The sequence below is a fragment of the Paenisporosarcina sp. TG-14 genome (assembly GCF_000297555.1).
Taxonomy (GTDB): Bacteria; Bacillota; Bacilli; order Bacillales_A; family Planococcaceae; genus Paenisporosarcina; species Paenisporosarcina antarctica.
In genome coordinates, this window is record NZ_AMGD01000001.1 from 33,208 (window position 1) to 55,435 (window position 22,228).

13 protein-coding genes are annotated in these 22,228 nt (G+C 38.8%); 3 read left to right on the forward strand and 10 right to left on the reverse strand.

Annotated elements, in window-relative coordinates; translation table 11 throughout:
* Positions 1–184 precede the first annotated feature (184 nt).
* A complete protein-coding gene (locus tag C406_RS0100155; protein WP_017378553.1) occupies positions 185–2,854 on the reverse strand; it encodes a CDP-glycerol glycerophosphotransferase family protein in 2,670 nt (889 codons plus the stop codon).
* Between the two features lie 196 nt (positions 2,855–3,050).
* Here C406_RS0100155 and C406_RS0100160 point away from each other — a divergent pair, with 196 nt between their 5' ends.
* Positions 3,051–4,118 carry an acyltransferase family protein gene (locus C406_RS0100160; RefSeq protein ID WP_017378554.1) on the forward strand — a complete coding sequence of 356 codons (1,068 nt, stop codon included), beginning with the start codon at positions 3,051–3,053 and terminating at the stop codon, positions 4,116–4,118.
* Between the two features lie 629 nt (positions 4,119–4,747).
* Here C406_RS0100160 and C406_RS0100165 read toward each other — a convergent pair.
* Together C406_RS0100165 and C406_RS0100170 are read right to left on the reverse strand one after the other, a co-directional pair.
* The gene (locus tag C406_RS0100165) at positions 4,748–6,094 is read right to left on the reverse strand and encodes a GntP family permease (protein WP_017378555.1); all 1,347 of its coding nucleotides are present in this window, start codon (positions 6,092–6,094) and stop codon (positions 4,748–4,750) included.
* 18 nt (positions 6,095–6,112) lie between these two features.
* A complete protein-coding gene (locus tag C406_RS0100170; protein ID WP_017378556.1) occupies positions 6,113–7,243 on the reverse strand; it encodes a glycerate kinase in 1,131 nt (376 codons plus the stop codon).
* 125 nt (positions 7,244–7,368) lie between these two features.
* Between C406_RS0100170 and C406_RS0100175 the strand changes: the two genes are divergently transcribed.
* Complete coding sequence (locus tag C406_RS0100175; RefSeq protein WP_017378557.1) at positions 7,369–8,445, forward strand: CdaR family transcriptional regulator; 1,077 nt, start codon at positions 7,369–7,371, stop codon at positions 8,443–8,445.
* 150 nt (positions 8,446–8,595) lie between these two features.
* Here C406_RS0100175 and C406_RS19805 read toward each other — a convergent pair whose 3' ends face one another.
* The 4 genes from C406_RS19805 to C406_RS0100195 all read right to left on the reverse strand — a co-directional run bounded on the left by C406_RS19805 (position 8,596) and on the right by C406_RS0100195 (position 16,058).
* The gene (locus C406_RS19805; protein ID WP_017378558.1) at positions 8,596–11,106 is read right to left on the reverse strand and encodes a cell wall-binding repeat-containing protein; all 2,511 of its coding nucleotides are present in this window, start codon (positions 11,104–11,106) and stop codon (positions 8,596–8,598) included.
* 478 nt (positions 11,107–11,584) lie between these two features.
* Positions 11,585–13,390: a hypothetical protein gene (locus C406_RS0100185; protein WP_017378559.1), complete on the reverse strand. Its 1,806-nt coding sequence runs from the start codon at positions 13,388–13,390 to the stop codon at positions 11,585–11,587.
* A gap of 610 nt (positions 13,391–14,000) precedes the next feature.
* Complete coding sequence (locus C406_RS0100190; protein ID WP_017378560.1) at positions 14,001–14,441, reverse strand: cell wall hydrolase; 441 nt, start codon at positions 14,439–14,441, stop codon at positions 14,001–14,003.
* 783 nt (positions 14,442–15,224) lie between these two features.
* Positions 15,225–16,058 carry a glycerophosphodiester phosphodiesterase gene (locus tag C406_RS0100195; RefSeq protein WP_017378561.1) on the reverse strand — a complete coding sequence of 278 codons (834 nt, stop codon included), beginning with the start codon at positions 16,056–16,058 and terminating at the stop codon, positions 15,225–15,227.
* 764 nt (positions 16,059–16,822) lie between these two features.
* On the opposite strand from C406_RS0100195, the gene C406_RS0100210 reads away from it, so the two are divergent.
* A complete protein-coding gene (locus C406_RS0100210) occupies positions 16,823–17,311 on the forward strand; it encodes a sigma-70 family RNA polymerase sigma factor (RefSeq protein ID WP_017378564.1) in 489 nt (162 codons plus the stop codon).
* A 161-nt stretch (positions 17,312–17,472) separates the two neighbouring features.
* Here the strand turns inward: C406_RS0100210 and C406_RS0100215 are convergent, their stop codons facing one another.
* The 3 genes from C406_RS0100215 to C406_RS19810 all read right to left on the reverse strand — a co-directional run bounded on the left by C406_RS0100215 (position 17,473) and on the right by C406_RS19810 (position 21,544).
* Entirely contained in the window at positions 17,473–18,126 is a 654-nt protein-coding gene (locus tag C406_RS0100215) for a DUF1643 domain-containing protein (protein ID WP_237740484.1), read from the reverse strand.
* A gap of 449 nt (positions 18,127–18,575) precedes the next feature.
* Positions 18,576–19,073 (reverse strand): competence protein ComK, encoded by a 498-nt coding sequence (locus C406_RS0100220; RefSeq protein ID WP_237740485.1) that lies wholly within the window; start codon positions 19,071–19,073, stop codon positions 18,576–18,578.
* 305 nt (positions 19,074–19,378) lie between these two features.
* Positions 19,379–21,544 (reverse strand): cell wall-binding repeat-containing protein, encoded by a 2,166-nt coding sequence (locus C406_RS19810; RefSeq protein WP_017378567.1) that lies wholly within the window; start codon positions 21,542–21,544, stop codon positions 19,379–19,381.
* Between the last annotated feature and the right edge of the window lie 684 nt (positions 21,545–22,228).

Consider the following 22,228-nt stretch of genomic DNA (forward strand, 5'->3'; position numbering starts at 1 on the left):
CGCTGCCAAGAATCTTTGTGATTCCTAGTAACGGCTTTTTTCATACTCAATAGTCGTGTATAAACTGAACTGTTTCCGACACATTCCGACACAGTAGATCTACACCCTTAAAACGGACAAAAACCCAAAGGGAAGGCACATTTTAAAATATGTACCATTTTGGGTTCAGTTCAAACTTTTTATTTTAAGACATTGGATACTCTGTAGATGGTTTTAACAGTTTTTTAACTTCGTTAAACGTTCGGTGGCAATTATTTTGATCAGTATGTTTAATGATACCGGTGATGTCATAATCGAAATTCGCAAAATCATTCTTAATTCGCTCTTCGATAATTGTTACGAGTTCTTCTTCATGAGTTCCGATTCCGCCAATGAATGTTTCTTCAACTGGCCGCAAAATTCCTTTGCGGAAAAAACGGTCAACGTCAAAATGGTAATACACTACCGGCTTGCTTAATAAAGTAAAATCGAAGCTGACACTGCTGTAATCGGTGATCAATAATGCATGGTCAATCAATAATTGTTGAACCGTCTGTGAGCCTAGAGGGATGAACTTGATTTTTTCGTGAAGCTGATCAACCTCGTTTTGGAAATAATTCTGTGCCCGGTAATGGGGATAGAAGTTCAAGTTTACATTATATTCTTCCAACAGACCGAGAAGCTTAGTGTTCTGGATCAGATTAGTGTAAGAAAGGAAATATTCGCTGTTCAGGAATTGCTCATCTGTATTGATCCAATCGCGCCATGTGGGCATTAAAAGGATGTTTTTCGGCTTATTTTGCTGTACTAAATTGTCAAAACGAGCTAAGCCGGTTACTGCGACTTCTGAATCATCATAGCCCATTTCATCCATTACAATAACCTGTTTTTCAGGTTCACTGCTGACAATGAATAAATCAAAAGGCATATCGTAATTCTTTTTATGATATTCCACATTTTTACGTCCAAGTACTCCGTGCTGAAGGAAGACTTTAACTGTATTCTCATAGCCCAAAAATCCTTTTGCAGGTTTATAGGGAAGAATGTTTTCAAAATCATGTGTACACAGCAGCACTTTTGCTTTAAAGGCGATTTCAAAATGCTTATCCGATCCGAAAGCCACAACGTTTGGATTGTGTTTGATTCCCTCATAATCTGAGCTGTCTTCCTCGATGACATAATAAGCTTCTATATCTGTATTTTTTTGCAGCCATTGGAAGAATACGATGCCATTGTCTTGGGCGGTATTTGTTCTTTCGCCTACAAGCCAGACATTTTCATCTTTAGCATCCAAGTTTGCTGGCAGCTGGATATGGTTCTTGATGGTAAAAGTCTCGATTTTCACATTATTGTACGGCGTTGTAGTAATCATGAAATGATGTTCATTATTTTCAGCGTCGTAGAATTTCTTATGGCTGTAGAAATTATCTTTTTTGTAATGCGCATGCACATAACGGATTTTTTCTTTCCGAATGACAATGCCATCAACATTTTCAATTATAACGAAAACGTCCAACACTGTCTTATCCTTACTCTTGATGCCGAGTAAATCTAAATTACTTAGATTCACATTAAATTCACCAGCAATCTGGACTTGAACGGATTCCAGAGAAAAGCGGTCTTCAAATAGTAAATAGGCAGTTGACTCAATAAATTCCTCGATTGATGCAATTTTACCATCAATTTGGAAGTCTCCGATTGAATGGATAGACTTTTTTAATTTCGATGAGGTCAAAGAAACCCCAAGTGACAAATCCTTGCGTTGGTAAAATTTTATTTTAATAAATTGGGAATTAAAAACGACCTTATAGAAAGTATCAGAAGAAGCTAGCAGTTCTCTTTCAAAACTGAACCGGAAAACTTTTGGCTCATCGCTTTGCTCAACGATGAAGAACCGTTTAACAAAAAGATTTTCTAGCAATTCGTCGGCAGGCAGATCAGCTGTAAACGAGTTTGCCTGCTTTTCTAAATCATATAGTTTCACAAGACCGCTTTTTGGTTCGTCAACTAATAAAGAATAAGAAGTGCCAGGTTTCGCCTCTACTACAGTGAATGACAGGCGGAAAATACGGTCCTCGGTTTTCGAGATGGAAATTGCATTCAGCTTCAGAGTATGCGGCTCCATCTCCAGGCAGAAACTAGAATAGCGATTAAGCGCAACCACTTTATGATGATAGGATTCAAAGCTTTGTTTTGCATCAAAAGAAGAGCTTAAAGGATACAGTTTCTTATCAATATTGATAAATAAGCGCCATAAACCAGCACTCATCCCTTGGAAATTCTGGATGACTGCGGTTTGTCTGCTGCTATCTAAGACACCTGAAAGAATACGGAACTGCCGGTTATTAAAAGCGTACAATTCAACTTCTTCTTCCTTTAAAGGAACTGGTTTATCAAACTTCAGCGTCAGCGTATCATATTGAGCAGAAGAAACGGAAGCACCTATCGTTTTTTCCATGAAGAAAAAGTCAGCAAACCGGTTGGTCACTTTAATATTCTTTTTGACTTGCGTTGTTAAATATTTATTGCCAAACAATATGCTATCTTGGAAATCCCCGTCCTCGTAGTCAGGATGTTTTGTGATCCAGGATGTTTTGCCATTAATTTTAATCGTAACAGTACTTGTAGTATCAACAATCGACAGTGAATTTTGAGGAATACGAACTGTGAGTTGATTATTCTGGGTCACTTTGGAAGGCAGCGTATGAACTTCCTCGCCGACTAGAAATTCAGCCTTGATTTGTTTCTTCAAGACGAAGAAATTTGACAACTGAAAATAGAAGACCAGTTCTTGCCCATCAAATTCGTGCTTCTTTAATTCTACTCGTTTAACGAGCATTTTTTTTAGTCTGTTTAAAACTCGTTTTATTTTCATTGATATTCAATCTCCCGAACAATTTTATCATTGCAATACCTTATACTATCATTTCTGAAAACCCTGTCAATATAGGAAACAGTGGACAACAGGAAACAGAAACCTTATACTGTAATAATGTTAAAAGCTTTAAGCTTTTATTAACACCATAAAATAAGAGTCTCGAATAACCGACTTTTCAAAATGGAGAATCAGTATGAAAAATTTAATTGAAATTAATCTCATCAGAGCGCTGATGTGCATAGCCATAGTTGTTACACATTCTATCTCAAACTATTTACGCAATGTAGAAGTGGATATTATTGCATACGAGCAGTACATTATTTATATTCGATTTGCTTTGCTTTGTTCTACTCCAATTTTCATCTTGTTATCTGAGACCCTTCTTTCAAGGAATTATCCAGGTTCATTAAAAAAAGGGTTTTTTGAGAAACGCATTAAGCTCATCCTACTACCATATATTTTAATCGGACTGATTGTAAGCTATCGAGGCTCAAATAGAGTAGACTTGTCCTCTTTCCTCGAAGTTGCATTTAAAAAGGTAATCTTAGGAGAATGGTATGGATTTTTCGTTCTCGTTATTTTCCAATTTTACATCTTGCACTGGCTCATTGGGAAATATTTAGCGCGTATAAACCCGATCGGACCAATTATTTTATCATTTATTATTTCTTTCAGCCATGTTTATGGCTCTGTCCATATTGAATCCTATAATAATTTGATCTTAGAATACTACCCATTGTGGTACAAAACACATATTTTCGTTTGGTTGTTCTATTTCGTCACAGCATTTTACATCGGCCAATATTATGATAAGCTTGTTGAATTCCTGACAGCGAAAATATGGTTGCCGGCTTTAGCCACCGGGTTATCATTTGCAATGATCATGTACAATTACAAAGTGTTGGACTATACAAGAATTTCCAGTGAACGCTACGATATGCTGCTTTATGCCGTCAGCTTTTTCTTTTTGATGGTGGCGGTCATTCGCAAATTCAAGCTCAGCAGTCAGACGTTGATCATGATCAGCAATTTTTCATTTTTCATCTATCTGACTCATATGATTTTCTTGCCTTACTTAGTGAAATTAGCCCTGACGTTCGGAGAAAATTTCTTTACCTATGTAGGAACCATGGCATTCTTGACAATTTCTGCGTGTATCGGAGTAGCTTTAATGTTATATCAGAGCCGACTGACTCGATTGGCCACCGGTCGTATCAATTATTTGGAACAGGCAAAAAAAATACAGGATGTTAAAGTGTAGCATTTTAGTGAGACAGGAACTTTAAGCATGAATAAGTTAATGATAAAAAAGATAGTAGGGTATTCCCTTGTCTTCAGATTATAGACTTAAGAGGTTTTAGAATAGGCATATGAACTGACCCCCGAATGATGGACACTTAAAAAAAGTGACCTCATTGGGGGTTTTTTCTGGTTTCATATCCCCGGTGTACTAAAAGATATCAAATCAGACGGGAGACTTTCTAATGAATAAAATCTATTTTAATATACACCAACGGAACGCACTTTGGGTAAACTGAAAGAGATGATGACGAAGTAATAACTGCACGAGATAAATGCCAACCTATCAATTAGGAGGGCATTATTTGACTCTTACTAAATCGAAGAATTAGTTTAGGTTGCTTCTTTAATCACCTATACAGTTTCGAACGGCATATATTTAACTCAGCTTATAAAGGTGCCACCCATGCTGAATTTAAAAGCTATGTAACCCTGAAGAACTTTGAACAATCCACTACTTTGGCAAAATGCTCCCATTTTAATCGCTGTATTCATCATTGCTGAGGCGCGAATTTAAAATGGCCTTTCCGCCACCGAGGTAACCGATGATCAGAAAGACCGTTATAATACCTTCATACTCTTAAATCAATATTAAACTAAAATTATCCATAAAATCATTGTCACACTAATAGTCGTAACACCTTGTAAAAGAGTGGCCATTGTTTGAGCTTTGTAAGCATCTTTTATCTTCATACCACTGAATTCTTTTACTACCCAGAAAAAACTATCATTCACATGGCTTACTGTCATAGCTCCAGCGCCAATTGCCATGACGACAAGTGCAAGTGGAACTGCGCCTTCAATACCAAGCGATGGCAATAGTGGAGCAACTAGTGTAGATGTAATGACCAATGCCGCAGTCGATGATCCCTGAGCAGTTTTCAAGGCCGCAGCTATGCCGAATGGTACCAATAAGAATAAAGCTCCTCCAGCTAAAGCATCCATGTTCATGCTTGAGATGAGATCGGCAACACCAGAATTAGCTATCACTTTTCCAAATGCACCACCTGCACCGGTAATAAGCAAGATTGGTGCCGCAGCTACCAAACCTTCACCGATCCAGCCAGTCATGGTTTCTTCATTAAATTTAGGTAGTAATAAGAATGCTGCAAAAACACCGAATAATAATGCAACTGCTGGAGCACCTAAGAACGTCAATAGATTAACAATGCCATTCTCAAAACCTGAAAGCTTGGCAATTGACCCTGCTGCAATCAATACAATTGGAAGGACAATCGGCAAAAATGCTTTAAACGTCGAAGGCATTTTACCAAACGATTTTACAATATCATCGTAATCAAGTCCGCCTTCTTCCAAATCCTCCGGTACTTCAATTTTAGAAGCCACTTTAACAGCCCATAAATAACCCACAATAACTGCTGGAATTGCTACAACCAAACCGATTAAGATAATAGTTCCTAAGAAGTTTTCCGCTCCGATATTTCCTGCCGCTGCGATTGGGCCAGGAGTTGGAGGAACTAAGGTATGCGTTGCATATAAACCAGTAGCAAGAGCCACGGACATCGAGGCAATTGCAACTTTTGCTCGTTTTGCTAACGCCTTTTTTAAACTAGATAAAATAATGAATCCTGAATCACAAAATACAGGGATTGAAACGATAAACCCGATGATGGACATTGCCAATTGAGGACGTTTTTCCCCAATGATACGCAAGACGACTTCGGCCATTCGGTATGCCGCTCCAGATTTTTCTAAGATAACTCCGATGATCGTACCGGCAACAATTACGATCCCGATGCCTGACATCAAACCGCCAAATCCATCGTTTACGCTTTGGACCACTTCGGCTAAAGGCATTCCAGCTGTAATCCCGATAAAGAAAGCACCTATCAATAATGATAAAAACGGGTGAACCTTTAATACTGCTGTCAAAAGGACAACCAACACAACACTTAGAACAATAATTGCAAATAACATCCCTACACCCCTTTGTGTTTAATTTTTTATGTACTCTTCTATAACTTTTTTTGTTTTCATCTTCAAATGATGAAAAGCCTCTTCCATTGACTCTTCTGCCGATACTGTTTCGTCCACGACCGAATGCACTTCTGTAAAATAAGGCAGTAACATTTCCACGCTCGTTTCATCGACCATACCTGATATCAAAATTACTGGTTTTCCTATTTTCATTGCTGCTTCAGCAATACCGAACGGTGTTTTGCCGGATAAAGTTTGAGCATCCGTTTTTCCTTCACCCGTAACAATCAAATCAGCATCCACCAGCTGACCCTCAAATCCAATGGCTTCCAAAACGACATCGATGCCTCGCTTCATTTCCCCCGTAAAGAACACTTGGAAAGCACCGCCTGCTCCACCAGCAGCCCCTGCACCTTTCTTCTCATGAAGAGAAATACCGGTCATTCTCTCAACTACATCTGCATAATTCAATAAATTCCCATCGAGTTGGTGGACCATATCAGGCGTAGCTCCTTTTTGTGGACCAAATATGGCAGATGCACCTTCTAGTCCGACTAACGGGTTTTCCACATCACATGCAATAAGAAAGCTACTTTCCGAAACACGCTTATCAAAATGGGCTTGATCAATCTTGTGAAGATGCCTTAAAGCACCTCCACCTTGTGCCAACACCTCCCCGTTTTGATTGAGGAACTTCATGCCGAGTGCTTGAAGCATTCCAACTCCTCCGTCATTCGTTGCACTTCCTCCAAGACCGATGATAAATTTTCGAAAACCGGAATTCAATGCATGTAAAATTAATTCACCAGTTCCGTATGTAGAGGCTAATACCGGATTTCTTTCCTGATCCATTAGAAGCGTAAGACCAGAAGCTTCAGCTATTTCAACCACACAAGTTTCTTTGTCTCCGAGCACACCATAGCGTGCTACAACTTTTCTTCCTAGTGGGTCTTGTACAGCGACCCCGAATACTTCTCCATCAGTTGCTGCGACTAGATTGCTCATCGTTCCTTCACCACCATCAGCTGCCGGTAATATCACGAGCTCAAAAGCAGGCTGAATTTCCTGAATCCCTTGTGCCATTGCGTTTGCTGCTTCCAACGCTGAGATACTCCCTTTAAATGAATCAGGTGCCAATATGATTTTCAATACACATACCTCCAAATAAAAGCGCTTACATAAAATTATAGTGCTTTAAAAAAATATTTACATTATACTAAATGTACATATTTCATGTGTTAATATTCAGAATAATTATACATTAAGGAGTCATCATGTTAACTAAGCAACTAGCTGAAGAAATTGTTGAACAAACAATGATTCGTTTAAATCGAAATTTGAATGTTATGGATACGAACGGGATGATCTTAGCTTCAGGAGTTGTAAAGCGGATTGAGTCGATACACGAAGGTGCGGCACACGTAGCAAAAACGGGGAAAGTCTTATGGATCACGAATGAAAACTTAGCGGACTGGCGGGGTTCAAAACCTGGCGTGAATCTACCAATCTTCTTTAAGGAAAAGCTGGTCGGCGTTATCGGTATTACAGGTAACCCTGAGGATCTAAAAGAAATTTCAACGCTCGTACAACTTACAACTGAAATGATGGTGCATCAATCGTTTATTACCTCCCAAACCGAATGGGGCCGAAAGCTAAACGATTTAATCTTTGAAGAATTAATCAGCGGCAAACCCTTATCTCCGATAATCAATGAAAGGTTAGCCATGCTTAAACTTGATCAAAAGAGTACATACGTGACGCTCTTAATTGAATTTGAACGTATACCGTCTTCATCACGAAGAATTCTCGAACAATTGGAAGATCATTTCGATCAATACTCGTTCTTAACTGGCCACTCACAGATAAATGAGTTCTTTGTCTTGCTAGCTGGAGTAGACGATTTCCAATTAGAAGTGACTTTAACAAAGCTGCTTCATTTTTTGCAAAAAATAGGTATCGTACGCATTGGCGTTGGAATCTCAGCATCTGCAATTGACGAGATTCATTACTCCTACACAACGGCAAAAAATGCCCTGCAGTTTGGAAAAACAGGACAACAATTAATTTATTTTGAAGATGTTGAATTGATGGCCTTATTAAAAAGAAATCCGCAGCCTGCCGTAGATCAATTCACCAATCGGACTTTAGATGGCTTGAATAAGCAACTACGTCTCACCCTAACTGCTTACTTCGATTGCAATACAATCGCCTCTGAAACGACATCTTTTTTAAGTATCCATCGTCATACGTTAAGCTATCGCTTGAAAAAGATTGAAGAAATTACAGGGCTTAATCCCACCTTGTTTGCGGATGCGGTCAAGTTGCATATTGCCCTTTTACTTAGTGATTAGCCAATTGTCATGGGTGGCACATATTCCCCTTTTGGTACCTGTGCATTTTGGATAATATTACTACAGAAAAAGACCAGAGATTCCATTACGGATTCTCCGGTCCTAATTTTTCAGAAAGAAATTTCAACATAGAACATAGTACTGTTTAATTTACTTGTTACTTAGAACTCTGTCCAATTCCAACTTAACTTCGTCTCCAACAGCCCCAAGGCTTCCTAAGATGGTGAAATCATCATATTTAGAAATAAGATCATTCGTTTCTGTAGGAATTGCTTTTCCTTTTACAAGAAGGATAGGAGCATCATTAAATGCTGCAAGGACAGATCCCGCAAGTGCATCTGGGAAGTTTTGGCCCGTGGCTACATACGCTTTCCCAGTTCCCATTGGAAGTTTTGAAACAATGATTTTTCCGGTTTCAAAACGGTTCTTTCCACCATAACGTACTGGTTTAGGGAATTGCTTCATTACATTATCATTAATTGCACCTGTGCTACCCACGATAATTGTATTCGTTTTACCTGACATTGCGTTCATTGTTTCAGCTGGTACTTTGTCAGTTCTCGTTAATAATATCGGCACACCATTTTTCGCGGCATATGGTGAAATTGAAAGAACATCTGGGAAATTGAAGCCGTATGCGACTACCGCTTGATTTGACGGAAGACGTTTTGCGATCAATGCAGCTGTATCAAATCGGTTCTTACCACCAATTCTCTCAGTAGTTATCCCCATTTGTTTCAACTTCGCTTCCACTTCGAGCGATATCGCTCCTGTGCTTCCAAGAATAATCACTTTCTTCGCTTTTAATCTAATAATCTCTTCTTCTGTTTCAGCTAGCAAGCTTGCTGATTTAGTTAATAAGATAGGCGCATTCTCTTTATATGCTAATGGTCCACCAGCTAGAGCATCTGGAAAGTCAGCTCCAGTTGCAATGATTACCGTATCAGATGTTGCCCAACCTTCTTTAGAAATGGCAATTGCAGTAGAGTATCGGCTTTGACCAGCTAAACGGTCAGTCTTTTCTGCTGGAGCCTTGGTTATGGTTACATTGGATACGGCACTAACGTTTCCTGAATTGTCTGTAGATGTAACTGATAGGACTGTACCTACTGATTGGCTCAAAATAGTAACACTGAACTTACCTTCAGTAGAAGCTTTTCCGCTTCCCAAAGTAATACTACCTGCTTTAACAACTACAGTTGAACCTACTTCTGCAGTACCTGTAATACTTGTAGATTTATTTGTTACTTCACTTACTATTGGTGCAACAGGTGCTGTTTTATCTATTACTGTAACTTCTTTAGAAAGACTTACATTTCCTGCAGTATCAGTCGCTGTTACTGCTAATTTGGTTCCTGCTTTTTGTTTTGGTATGGAAACTGTATAAGACTCATCGCTAGATGTGATAGCTGAACCAATTTGAGTCGTACCTGTTGTAACAGTAATCAATGAATTTATCTCTGCTGTTCCGGTAACGCTGATTGATTGGTCTGTTACTTCGTTAATAGATGTTAGACTAGGTGGTATTGAATCTTTAACTACTAATATCGTTGGAATACTTTTATTGAACCATTCATCCGTAGCTGTAATTAATAATCGAGTTTGTTCATTAAGTAACTCTATATTAATTTTAAAGTCTCCATTATTGTCTGTGGTCGTTCTTCCCACTAAATAATTTTGTTCAGTGAATATCTCAATAGTAGAATCTTTTTCAGCTTTACCTTTAATTTCTGTACTTTGATTTGTGACTATTTCCACAATGGGTTGATCAGGTGCTATTGTCTCAATAATTGGGGTGTTAGAGTGAGGCATTTGTAAATATGGCTTAAAGTTTATATAGGAAGCTGAGCTAAGATCATCATTCTTATCAAAAATCATTTCCTCAATAATAGTTTCATCTGTTGTTCCCCAATAGTTATTAGTAGCTATCATTTTACTATCACCATAACCAGCTGGTAAAACTAATGTTTCTTTACTATTTATCTGATTTCCTAATCCATCCTCTTTCGAATACAAAAAAGAATTATTAGAAACTATTGTTTCGGAAGTCTGGTAACTCGCCCAATTTGAAACCGCATAATTTTTATAATTATAAAAAACATTATTTAGTATATTTACTTTTACATCATCACTAGTTCCTACACTGATTCCATCAGTATTTATAAATACATTTCTTTCAATTGTTACATCACTAGTCGGATACCAAATATAAAATGATCGATCTGACAACTCAAATAACCTGGAATCTTTTAGTATCAAACTCCCATATACACCATAGCCTGTAGCTCTATATAAACTACCATGAATTAGATTAGCATTTTCAATTTGAATAAGATATTCTTCATTAGAATTTCCTGCACCTGGTTCTATGTTCACTTCTCGCAAAATAATCTTGGAATCAGCGTTACCAATTGCACTAAATTCTCCAAAAACCCTAATTCGGTTATTATTTCCTTCAATAATAACTCCGGGTTCTATTGATAATTTAACACCATGAGCAATTTGAATATCTTCAGTTAAAAAATAAGGAGAATTTGCTAAAGTCCAAGTAGTATCCTGATTTATTATTCCACTCACATTTGTACTAGCACTTGCAGTTATATTCGTTTGAAAACCTATTAATAACATAAAAACTAATAAAAACTTCAAAAACTTATGCACTAATTTTCCCCCATTCTAATTTTGAAAACCACTAACGATTTTAATGTTGAATGCATGACCTTAATTTTTGCGGTTTCAGTCTTAAAGAAAGTGCAGTTCGAGTACAATTTCTGTTTATCTACTAAATTATCTCATATACTGTGCAAGTAAAATAGTAAATTTCAGGAATATTAGTATACATTCAATCCAAGACTATTTAAGTAAATTTAATTGCAGTACCAATCCGGAGAATAAAAAAGAGAACACGCTATTTTAGCCGAGTTCTCCTATTCTTCATTAGAATCTTCAGTTATTATTTAAAGCCTGGTCCAAAGCCTTCTGAACTTCCCCAGCAACAGCCCCCAGGCTACCTAAGATGGTGAATCATCATATTTAGTACCATATACAAAATCAATCATTTATTCGGAATTAGGATTTTCGCATGCAATTGTAGTGTATATTCTAATTAGTTTTTTACTCATACCCCATTCTCTTAACCTCACAAGTCAACTTCCCTCATATGGAAAAAGCGATAAGTGGTAACCAGCCCAATAATAAATAGACTTAAAGCAAAATAGGCCGGTAGTAAATGGATAAACGTGGTATAGCCAATTAAAAGATGAATCGATATGGCAGCTGCGAAAGCTGGGAGGCCACCGATAAGTAGCGTCCACCATACCCATTTATTCCCTTGTTGGAATCCCCACAAAGACAAAGTAAGCACTAAAAACCCAACACTCAGTAAAGCACTCCCAAAACCAGCTCGATCATGTGCAATGACAGACAATAGCCGTTCATTAAAGGAAAGAAGCATCTCCGGGGACATACAAATATACAATAAATCGGTTGGAACAAAGATCTTCGTAACGCCTACAAATGAAATAATAATACCCCCAAGAATAAACGAGAACCCCAGGCTTACAAATGCCAGTTGACCAACTAAACTGCGTCTCCAACTGGCGTGATTTCTTGTATTAAAGGAAGAAGGTGTTCCATGCAAATGTCTTGTCTTTACAAAACCAATGATATAAAAAGGTAAAAGTATTAGCCAGAAGATGAGGTGGAGCCAATCAAAATAGCCATACCCAATGAATAGAAAGATTCCCAAAAAGCCAATGATGGCAGCCAAATCTATCGCTTGTTTTGCCCAAAGCAAGCCATTGCGTACCCCATATCTAGCTAAGGACATATAAACAATCCCACCAGAAATCATGGTGCCCGCGAGTGTCATTCGGTCATGGGCCATAAAGAATAAAATACGCTCATTAAATAACAGTATTTCATCCCTTTCCATTCTAAGAAACTGCTCATCATATGGCAGAATGATAGAGGTTAAGCTGAAAAGAAGCGCTAAAAAACCACCAGTTAAAATCATCAACCCAAATAACCAATACCAAATCCAAGTTGTATTTGTTGCGTATTCAGGTTGTATTTCCGAAAGCAATGCTTCGTTAATTCGTTTAGTTAGCCCTGGCCCTGACAAAACATAGCCACCTGATAACAAAACAAGGGACGCACCGGCACCCAGTAACGCCAATGCATCAGCCGGTTCATTAATCCCACCGACAGTAAGAATAGGAAGTTGAAAGTGATGAGCTCTTAAAAACTGAATACCGTCTAGTAATTCTGGCAGATTTTCTTCAGATGAATTGACTAATTGTTCATCCAAGACAACACCAGAAAAATTAATTTGAATTTTATTAATAGGTAGTTCTTCTACTTGATTGACAGGTACAGCCAAATAAATTGGTTTATTTGATATGTGGTGAAATCTCTCGAAACTAGTCGATTGTACAACAAAAGCATCTGCGTACAGTTCTAACTTCTCCAACATTTCTACTTGCTCATCAACCGTTCCCGCTAACCTGATCAAAAGCGGTTGCTTTGGTTTCCATTTTTTAAGCTGTTGAAGTGTTTGTTCAATTCCAATGGATTCATAGTGGGGTGAGAACTCAATCATTTGCTTGGTATAGTTAATGGAAGGAACGCAAGCATCAGTGACACTATTTTTCGTTACTGGACCGACTTCTATAAAACCAAATCCTAGATTAGAAAATGCCTTAGATCCTGTTAATAAAGGATCTATTTTACCAGATAGTCCAACTGGATTTGGAAACGTGATGTCTTGAATCTCTCTTTGCAATAAAACAGATGATTCCTCTCGACCTAAAAAGTTAATGAAGCGTTCGCCACCGGGAAGAGATGCGATTCTAGACATCCCACTGTGGATAAACTCTCTTGAAACAGGAGGAGGAAGCTTTTTTGAAATTGGTTTAAATAAAACATGGTATGACCAATCAGGCATTTTTGATGCTCCTCCAGTACGTCTAATTGTATGTATTGTACCATTTTCCACCTAATTGAAACGACAAAATCCCACAAATTCTGGTATGTACAGGCACTTTGGTTTACTAGAGAATAGTCACTTACTACTCAGAAAAAAAGCTGCTGAAGATGCGGGCAGCTCGTAGCTAATTATAAAGTATCCATCTACGTTCTTTAAAATAAGGGTTTCACACACTTTCAGTACCTGTGTAAGACACCAATGTCCCTCAATTTATGGCCTACACAAATACGCAAGACCCTGCTTGAAGCGAGCTCAGCAAGAGTGTTATCTCTAACATTGCATCGACTAGGTTTCCGCCTCGCTTTGGACGGCACACCTGCTGCATCATAACCTTGAATAATAAACTAGCGATGTGACGTTGTCACATCGCTAGTTTCATTTATGCTAGGAATCTTTCGGAGGGTCTGCGTCCGTCACTCGCCTTCAACCTTCACGTGCAAAGTTCTATGATTTTGGTTTACTAGATTGGTACCATACACTCTATAATTAGTATCGCCGAAGATAAGGGCAACTCGTAGCTAACTTTAAAGAATCACTCTATGTTCCTTAAATGAAGGGTTAACCTGTTTCAATATCTATAAACGCTATCACATGTTCCGCCAATTGGTTCATAAAAACAATGTTGTTTAAATTGACCTGCAAAAGGTTGATTGTACCATGTTGGAGGGCAAGGGGCATATGGATTAAAGTACCAAAGAGCGTATTTCCCCGGATGTTTTCCCCAAAAATCCAAAGTCTGTTTTGCTAATCTCTTTTCAACTTCTCTCGCTCTCTGATAAAATAGATTACCTTTTTGAACAGCTTCAAAAGAATAATTTCCTCCTTGAATATGAAAAATGACATCTCTAATTGTTCTTACATCCCTAAAGTCTAAACAATCAGATCTAGCACGATTAACAATTACATTTCCAACATATAACATTCCTTGCTGACCTTCACCTTCGGCTTCTGCTCGCATCATCCTTGCCATTAACTCAACGTCTGAATCTACGTACTTTATTCTCGGCATTTATTCACCCCTATATATAGTATGAAAAAAGCCAATAATTAGAATCTAATTATTATTTTCGCGCTTTTCATTGCAAGGTGATGGGTGGCACCTTCCCCCCTTTTGGTACCTGTGCATTTTGGGCATAATAGTGCCACCCGACTCAAGAGGGCAAGTAACAAGCGTTGTTAAAGTCACGCACATGAAGGTTCCGACTCGCTTTGGACGGTACACCTGCTGCATCATAACCTGGGGAATAAAAAACATTTTGATGTGACGCTGTCACATCAAAATGTTTCTTTTTTAGAGGCAATCTTGCGGCGGATGTCCGTCCTTCGCTCGCCTTCAACCTTCACATGCACAGGTCAACGCTTTTGATTTACTAGGGAATGGACACTTACTGCCTAGTAAAGAAGCCTCCGAAGATGCAATTTCGGCTGCTTGTTACTAACTTTAAAGGATCTGTCTGCGTTATTTGAAAGAAGTGTTTGGCAGACTTTCCCGTACTGTGTAAGGACACCAATGTCCTTCCAGTTTGTGGCTTACATAGGTACGCAGAAGTGAGCCTGCAAGAACATCTCGAACAAGAAAGTGGCATATCGTCTAGCCGTGCCACCCTACTTATCACTTGTGTTTAGAACTTGCTTTCTTTAATGAGTCATAGCTATGGTCTCTGATTCTATGTATTGAAAAATGCCGAACTTTGAAATAGCTTCGGCATCTTTGAGAATATTATATATTTGCGCCCTTTTCAACTTCTGTTCTAGGAATCTCTAACTTGGTTAAAAGGATTCATCAAGTTGATTACTTTTCTTTTCTTGGGTCAACATAGTCAGGATAGTCCGTAATAATACCGTCCACTTTCATCTCCAGAAGAAAGTCAGCAGATGCCTGACTACGTACTGTCCATGATTGTATTTTCATTCCTAGTGAGTGTACTAGATTGACTAGCTCTTCGTTGATTAATCCGTAACTTGGATTAAAATAATCAGCGTACGCACTAAACTCTTTTAAAGCTTGTGGTGTTGTATGTGCTTTTGACCATGTCAGCACTCCAATTGGAACATTCGGTAGAAGAGTGTTCATTTTTTTCATAGATTCAAAGTTAAACGATTGAAGAATCATTTTTTGATTTTGCGGTTTATCAAGATTGCGATCTTTTAATTCCTGAGTAATGCTTTCTTCAATGCCAGGGTAGAGTTCTGGAGCCTTTAATTCAAGTAAAATACCAATCTTCCCATGATATTTGTCGAGAACTTCGTCAAACGTAGGGATTTTTTCTCCAGCAAATTCAGTGCCTTTCCAGCTTCCTGCATCCAAATCTCTCAGTTCGTTATAATTTAAGTCTCTGATATACCCGGTGCCATCTGTTGTTCGGTCCACTGAAGTATCGTGAATTATGACTAATTCACCATCTTTAGTTCTTTGAATATCCATCTCGATATAGTCAGCTTTCATTTCTATTGCTTTGTCAAAAGCAGCAATCGTATTTTCAGGTGCATAGCCTGCCGCACCACGATGGGCTATATTATCCACTTTCTTTACTTCTCCAGTTGATTCTTCAGCAAAAGCCTGTGTGAACGGACTAAATATAAATAGTAATGATAATCCTGTAACCAATAATGTTTTTTTATTCACTCTTATCATCTCCTATTCTATTACGTTTGTATTGCTACTACTGGTTAATTTAACATAGCTTTTCCTAAGTTATTTTCACCGTGTTTATGTAGAGGGTAATTGAGAAAACCTACCTTTACCTTTCCTTTATAGGAATTCCTTGTCTTTCTGTAATGGAAATTTTGCAATGGTTCCAGCAACTCTACCGATTGCTAAAAATGAAAGGATGTCGATAGGAAGAGCTTTCTTTTTCAAATGTGTTTGATCCGTTAAGGGCCTCCTCATATTTGACTTGCTCTGTTAGTGTAGTTGTTGAATATGAAGAGGGTGTGAATACTGTGTTAAGACATTATTAGAATAATTACCCATATTACAATTCGTTTTTTGTAATGGACCGTTCTATTGGAGAGAGGCCACTGAATACAACCAAAGTCCCTCCATATAAAAAGAAATGTTTCCACAACATACTTGATCTCTCCAAAATCCGGCATAACTGTCCCCATCTGAGACAAATCCAAAGATGGGTTATTTTTTTTGACTTATCGAACATCCCTACCACCATCTATTTCCCTTCAAAACCCCCATTTTAAAAATTCTCGTCACTTTCCTAATCTGTGTTCCTTTTTGACGTTTTCCCCAAAGAAACGACATGTTTTCCCTAGGGATACGACACGTTTCTCTGGGGGAAACGTGTTTTTTCACCATTGGACTGAATTATTTGAATCTCCTACACTGTTGTTACCTGGGAATAACTCTGATGTGCACATTGGCAAGGCAGTAGGAAAATGACGAATTTTGAAGAAGTGTTGGAGCAGTACGAACCGATGATTCATGCGTGTTTACGGAAGTTACATGTTTACAAAAATCATGACTCGTTTATTCAAGTTGGGCGAATTGGTTTGTGGAAAGCTTGGCTGCGATTTGATGAAACAAAAGGGGACTTTACGCCTTTTGCTTTCCGTAGTATTTATGGGAGTTTGCTAGATGAGTTGAAAAAAGGAACGCAAGATGATCGCTTGGTTCCCGCTGAAGACCAAATTCTTGGCCTGATGGTGAATAAGTATAATGGCAAGATGGATTGTGGCGAATGGTCGGAGAAGGTTGAACAAGCTTTGTCGCAGTTAAAGCTACATGAACAGCAACTGATTCACTTGTTGTTTGTCGAAGGGTATTCGCTGGATGAGGTAGTCGTTCACTTAGGAGTTTCGAAGTCGTGCGTCAAGAAAAGAAGAGAGCGTACTTTGGATAAACTGAAAGAAATGATGACAAAGTAAAATCTGCACAGGAAAAATGCCCGCCTATCAATTAGGTGGGCATTATTTGACTCTTACTACAGTCGAGGAATTAGGCTGCAAATTAAGCTCCTATACAGTTTCGAACGGCCTATATTCAGCTCAGCATCTAAAGGTGCCACCGATATAGTGTATATTCTGCTTTACACAGGTATCCCTTTTTCACTATTTTGGACATATGCTTGATCATTTAACAGCTCCACCATTTCATCCAACCAGGCCTCGCACTTCTTAGGAGTAAACGGAAAAGGATGTTTCGGATACCCCTTCACAGTGTCCCATACCGCAATTGGCTTTTTGCCATGGGTGGCTAACATGTCATCCACATCCAATAAGCCATATCCATCCGCAAGTTCTTTGGCTTCACTCTTTTTTCCCCAACCGTAGATTAGTCGGTCAGCCCCGGAGATTACGTTAGACCATTCAGACTCTGGATTACTGACAAATCGGGAATGCACGATTCCTGCATATTCACATCTTTTTAATAGTCCTAAAAATTCGTTACCTTCACAAAGATCCGACAAATTTACAATCTTCATTTCATTCCATGCCATATGCTCCATCAATCGCATCAGCTGAAACTGCGTTTTATCCGGCTTCGATTCTGTCCATTGTCCTGAATGGACATCTAAAGTAGGCTTACAACTGCCTGGTTTAAATATCACGATGACTGCATCTGCACGGGGGTGTTTCTCAAAATTAAATGCACTTGTGCCTTCTCTAAACGTAATCCTCGCCTCTGGTCGTATTAATATACGGTCACCAGCGACGGTCTCTTCAAAAAATTGACTCCACACAATAAACCTTTCTCCTAATAGCTTTTCCGACAACATCTCCATCCCATCACCCCATACAAATTAATCTAACCATTTCCTAATTTGGCTAAAACTTTCTCAAACGAGCACTTTTATATGAGTACATCACGTCCTAAAATGCATGAAAATTCTGTAAATTAATATGGAATTTGTACTTACGTTCTACCTTATAGAAGGTATATCCATTCTTTTGTCAACAAACATTACCCTGTCGAACATGTGTATGATCAGCATTTCTATGGCACACCGAACTAGGTAATTACGACCATTGTGGGAAACGATAAAGAACTACCTCCGTATTCAAAATATTAGCGGCTGAAGATGCAATTTCAGCCGCTTTTGTATTTTCTATATAGGTAATAAATGTAGGAGACCTCTATATTTTTATTTAATTCATTTTCACTTCAGGAATTAAGCAAATATCCTCAATGTTATTTTTGTAAAGTACGAGGCCTTTCTACGTAGATCATCATGTTACGGCGCTTCGACCGATACACTTCCATCATCGAATACATTCTTTGTTGTTGATTGTTTAAAACATGCTTAGAGACTTTTACTTGAAGAGACATGCCATTGTCAAACACTACTTCCGACGTGTTACCACTCAACACATTCACATGAAAATGGTGATTGAATATCCAAACACATTCCGGATGTATATGCGAAAGTGTCGGGCATGCAGCCACTTCTTCTTCCGTATCAATAAGCAAGGGAGTCTTTTGCGGATATTCCATTAACTTACGAATAGCCTTTATTCGACCATCAAAAGTAGAAGCATTACGGATACACGACTCTTCCAATAAGGATAAAATTGACATTCTTGAAAGATACTCACCATGCTTCGTTATAATCCGGGTCCGGTATCCATCAACAAAAACCGGGTCCAAAGCCAATGTATCTCGATTTATTAAGTACGAATCACACTGCAACAATTAAATTCTCCCTTTCGATCTCCTATGACTATTCTACCAAGTAATCCAGTTATTGCATACTAAATATTTGGAATAATAGATTTTTTATGGTAAATAGGTAGGACACCCACTAAAGGGTAATTTGTCCCACCCATCGGCTCCTTCTAATCAATTGCTCAAAATAATATTATGGCCTTCTTTTTAAGGTCCATTTCCTCTCAACAGATGTCCCTGGGACGCGAATTTCAGGGGCGGATTTTAAGAAATAGTATATTTAAAAACAGCGGACAATCTACATGATTGTCCGCTGTTTCCTGTTTCTCTTACTTATACAATTGCTGGATCAATAGTTTCCGGACAGGCTCCCCAACTGCTCCCGTTCCACCAAAGATGGCATAGGATTCATAGTCAGCGAGTTGCTTCGCAGTCGCTCCCGGAATGGTGTCTCCCTTCACCAACAGGATTGGGGCGTTGTTCTTCGCCGCAAGGACTGATCCCGCCAGTGCGTCCGGGAAGTTCGTGCCTGTTGCGATGAATGCCTTACCATTGCCCATCTTCAACTTACTGTTCACTTCAAAGCCGGTATCGTAACGGGACTTGCCGCCGTAGCGCACCGGGTTCGGCAGTAATTTAAACACTGCTTCCCCTACCGCTCCTGTACTTCCGATTACATGGGTCTTCGACTTCGATTTGAGCGCCGCTGCAGTTTCAGCCGGCAACTTGTCGGTCCGTGTCAATAATATCGGAATGCCGTTTTTGGAGGCGTATGCCGAAACAGACAAGACATCTGGGAAGTTGAAGCCGTATGCCACAACCGCCTCATTGGAAGTTAGACGTTGCGCGATTAAAGCCGCTGTATCAAAACGGTTCTTGCCGCCAATCCGCTCGATAGTCAGCCCCATTTGCTTCAATTCTTTCTCTACTTCCAACGACACGGCTCCCTGGCTGCCGAGAATGATCACTTTTTTAGCACCGAGCCGCTCGATCTCGGCTTTGGTTTCTTTCGTTAAATAAGCTGTCCGCGTCAACAGAATCGGCGCATTCTTCTGGAATGCCAGCGGTCCACCCGCTAGTGCATCCGGGAAATCCCCTGCAGTGGCAAGCACGACCGTATCAGCTGTTTTCCAGCCTTCTTTGGAAATGGCGACAGCCGTATCATAACGGCTGGTTCCGGAGATCCGTGGTACGACTTTCGGTTCGCTTTCTTTAAAGATGTAAAGCGTATTGCCGCCATAGCCATATAAACTAGAGCCGTCTGATTGTAAATGTTTTATATACTCTGTTTTGATTGTATCTAATAAAGCCCCACTTGAATCGTAGACGTTCAGTTCATTCGTTTCGCCGGAATAGCCAAGTCCTTTTCCGTTTGCCACAAATAATTTGTTTGAATACGTCGTTGCGATACTAAATACATGTTCATCCAATACTTTTTCAAACTTTACAGCTCCTGTTTCATCCAGACTTTTAAGGGATGAAAATACATACTCATCATATACCCCGTAGTAACGTTTAAAGTAATAAATTCCGTCCTTTGAATCGACAAAGTTCTGAGCTGAATTATAATAGTTACCAGAAATATTATTTTTTTGCTTTAGTTGCTTGATCGCTGGAGATTCCATGTTAAGACTCATTTTCAAAGTGCCATCAGCATTATAAATATTATGAATATCTTCTACATCGTGGCTTGTGAGCAGTCCGAATTCTTTAACTTGAACCCATGTTTCTTCATACTTGCCGAAGTCTTTTTTATAGAGAACTCTGCCTGTGCTAGCGTTTATTGCAAGCAGCACATCTTTTACAGGTACAGAATCCGTTGTAGATAAACGTTCAACACCTTGGGCATAGATCACGCTTTCATTGGGCACGAGAGTGTGTGCAGTACTAAAACGAGATTCTAACGGCACACCCCACATCTTTTGACGGGTAGAGAGATTGTACAATTTGATGCCTTTCGAATCTTGAAACACCAGCGTGTTCTTGCTGAGAGCTGCCCCGGTATAAACATCAGCCTTGTCTTGCATGATAAACTTCCCGTTCGTATCATAAACGACAAATGACCATTTGCTGGCAAGAACAATATAATTCTCATTCATGTAAATCCGTGAAACTGTACCAAAATTAACTATCTTGTTTGTGGTTAAAACTTCTCCGGTAGCCGTGGAACGAATGTACAGTACGCCATAATTCCCGTCTACCGTGGCAAATTTATTTTCAGTTATTGCATGAGGCCCTATCGCGGATATTTCCCAATTCAACAAACCATCCTTGCTGTAAGAAGAGATAAGGGCGGGTTGGTTAGCGTAATCACGATACGTAGTAATGAGCTGATCATCATAAACATTCAGAGTAGAAACATCTACATTTGTAATTTTTTTAATGTCCATAAATGTAGTACCCGCTGCCTCAGAGTTGTGAAGAACAGGCAACAGCAGAAAAGTAACAGGCATCAGTAAAACAGTACTCATAAGTACTCGTAATAATATTTTCATGTTGAATCTCCTTTTCAAATTTCAATTAAGCATTCCTTCATCAGTTTCTTTCCTATTAGAACTTATTACGTGATTCCGATACCTATCAATTTCTTACCTTTCCATATTTTTGAAAGTTCTTACATAAGAATAATTGATTTAACCCAGTAAATAAATATTTATTTTTAAAAAATATTACTATTTTATCAGGTAAGCTGTTGTGGGAGTTTTTTGCCGTCTATCTATTTAACAAGAGGACAAGAAACAACTAACGATGAGTGGGTAAAGTTTGGCACATGAGGATTTCCGGCTCGCTTTGGACAGCACACTTACTGCATCATAACCTTGAGAACAAGAAACTAGCGATGTGACGTTGTCACATCGCTAGTTTCATTTCTGATAGGCAATCTTGTGGCAGTTACGCTTCCATCGCTCGCCTTCAACCTTTCATGCACAGATCTTTAATTTTGGTTTACTAGAGAATGGACACTTACTGCCTAGAAAAAAAGACGCTGTAGATCTGTTATAGAATTTGACTGCTTCGTCGAATTTTTTTAATAGTTGTTGATTTCCCCTTCTTAGAAACTCTCAAATAAAAATAATAGAAACTTTTTCATAGTGGTAAAAACCGTCACGAGGGATAAGAAAAAAATAGTATCTACTCGAAACATGTAGGTTATTGATAGTTTCAAAGAAAATGGTATG

Excerpts from the sequence above, each read along its gene's own strand:
- C406_RS0100210 (WP_017378564.1), top strand. The coding sequence starts at position 16,823 with ATGACGAATTTTGAAGAAGTGTTGGAGCAGTACGAACCGATGATTCAT.
- C406_RS0100165 (WP_017378555.1), bottom strand. The coding sequence starts at position 6,094 with ATGTTATTTGCAATTATTGTTCTAAGTGTTGTGTTGGTTGTCCTTTTG.
- C406_RS0100160 (WP_017378554.1), top strand. The coding sequence starts at position 3,051 with ATGAAAAATTTAATTGAAATTAATCTCATCAGAGCGCTGATGTGCATA.
- C406_RS19810 (WP_017378567.1), bottom strand. The coding sequence starts at position 21,544 with ATGAAAATATTATTACGAGTACTTATGAGTACTGTTTTACTGATGCCT.
- C406_RS0100155 (WP_017378553.1), bottom strand. The coding sequence starts at position 2,854 with ATGAAAATAAAACGAGTTTTAAACAGACTAAAAAAAATGCTCGTTAAA.
- C406_RS0100185 (WP_017378559.1), bottom strand. The coding sequence starts at position 13,390 with ATGCCTGATTGGTCATACCATGTTTTATTTAAACCAATTTCAAAAAAG.
- C406_RS0100190 (WP_017378560.1), bottom strand. The coding sequence starts at position 14,441 with ATGCCGAGAATAAAGTACGTAGATTCAGACGTTGAGTTAATGGCAAGG.
- C406_RS0100175 (WP_017378557.1), top strand. The coding sequence starts at position 7,369 with ATGTTAACTAAGCAACTAGCTGAAGAAATTGTTGAACAAACAATGATT.